Source organism: Moorena sp. SIO2C4 (assembly GCF_010672485.1).
GTDB lineage: Bacteria > Cyanobacteriota > Cyanobacteriia > Cyanobacteriales > Coleofasciculaceae > Moorena > Moorena producens.
Genome location: NZ_JAAHGN010001507.1, coordinates 1 through 1236 on the forward strand (window position 1 = coordinate 1; position 1236 = coordinate 1236).

Sequence of the window (1236 nt, forward strand, 5' to 3'; positions counted from 1 at the left end):
TATTGCTCAAGCAAGGTAGAGCCAAAGTGTTTAGAAGGTATCCATTTACAATTATCCTAAAAGATTTGGAGGTAGGAAACTGTACGACTCATAATCACCAGTTAAAAATTGACCCAGGCGCAAAAACCCAAACCCTGGCTACGAGGCGGAAAATGAGGCCCCCCTAACGCACCCTACGCAACTTTTTTACAAATATGAGATGCACCCCATGCCTATTGCCTCTTGCCTATTACCTATTACCTATTACCTATTACCTATTGCCTCTTGCCTCTTGCCTCTTGCCTCTTGCCTCTTGCCTATTACCTGCTCCCTGCTCCCTGCTCCCTAAAACCCAGATATTTATACTTCAATCGTCCTGAAAATTGCTATATATATTACTATGGCTATTAATAGATTTCGTTTACGTCAATTACACGCTTGGTTTGCCCCAATTATGGTATTGCCAGTGTTGTTGACTGTGATTACCGGTTCCTTGTTTCAGGTGGCAGCTCTTACTGATAAAAGTAGTGAATTTATTTGGCTTTTGGATCTGCACAAAGGAAAATTTGGTGCCATTAACTTACAAATGATTTATCCGTTTCTCAATGCCTTTGGTTTATTAACCTTAGCAATTACAGGTATTTCTATGTGGTTTCAGACTCGGCGACGGGTTATAGGGCAGCGCTCACGAAATAGGGAATGAAAACCCTATAGTGTGACCATAAACGTTATCCTATCGTAAGCATGCAGCCGTCAGCCGTCAGCCGTCAGCCGTCAGCTAAAAGCTCAGGCTATGGAACCTTCAGGTGATGTAACAGAGATTAAACCAATGCTTACTTGTTTTATTCAAAAGCACCTCAAGTAGCCCATTAGCTGATAGCTGATACGCGACACGCTGATAGCTGAATGCTTACATCCTATCGGTAGTTTAATCCACACTTCATTTAATAAAAAATTACAACAAACAAGCGGTCATAAACGAAGTTATAGCGCTACGCGCAAGTAAGAAGTCAGAAGTCAGAAGTCAGAAGTAAGCTATGACTGAGTTTCAGAGTTTAGGAGCGATGCAGAGGTGCGACCCGTGGCGAATTTAATTCGCCAACGGAAAACGCACCATTACGGTCTTGGGGGTTTCCCCCATGAGCGACTGCATCAAGACAATGTCAAACACCTTAATGCGTAGTGCTATATTAACTCAACTTAATATATAGCAATTCTCATAATCATGAGGTACACAGGATTTTTTACCACTCCCCC

At 42.2% G+C, this 1236-nt stretch carries 3 protein-coding genes; all 3 read left to right on the forward strand.

Going from position 1 to position 1236, the window contains the following annotated elements; genetic code table 11:
• The first annotated feature begins 2 nt into the window (after positions 1-2).
• From F6K20_RS39030 to F6K20_RS39040, 3 genes are read left to right on the forward strand one after another with little or no spacing between them, the layout of a single operon-like run.
• Positions 3-167 (forward strand): RRXRR domain-containing protein, encoded by a 165-nt coding sequence (locus F6K20_RS39030; protein ID WP_353736918.1) that lies wholly within the window; start codon positions 3-5, stop codon positions 165-167.
• A 27-nt stretch (positions 168-194) separates the two neighbouring features.
• Positions 195-359 (forward strand): hypothetical protein, encoded by a 165-nt coding sequence (locus F6K20_RS39035; RefSeq protein WP_154659739.1) that lies wholly within the window; start codon positions 195-197, stop codon positions 357-359.
• Positions 360-379: 20 nt separating this feature from the next.
• Positions 380-682, forward strand: coding sequence for a hypothetical protein (locus F6K20_RS39040; RefSeq protein ID WP_008181974.1), 303 nt, complete (start codon positions 380-382; stop codon positions 680-682).
• Positions 683-1236: the final 554 nt, after the last annotated feature.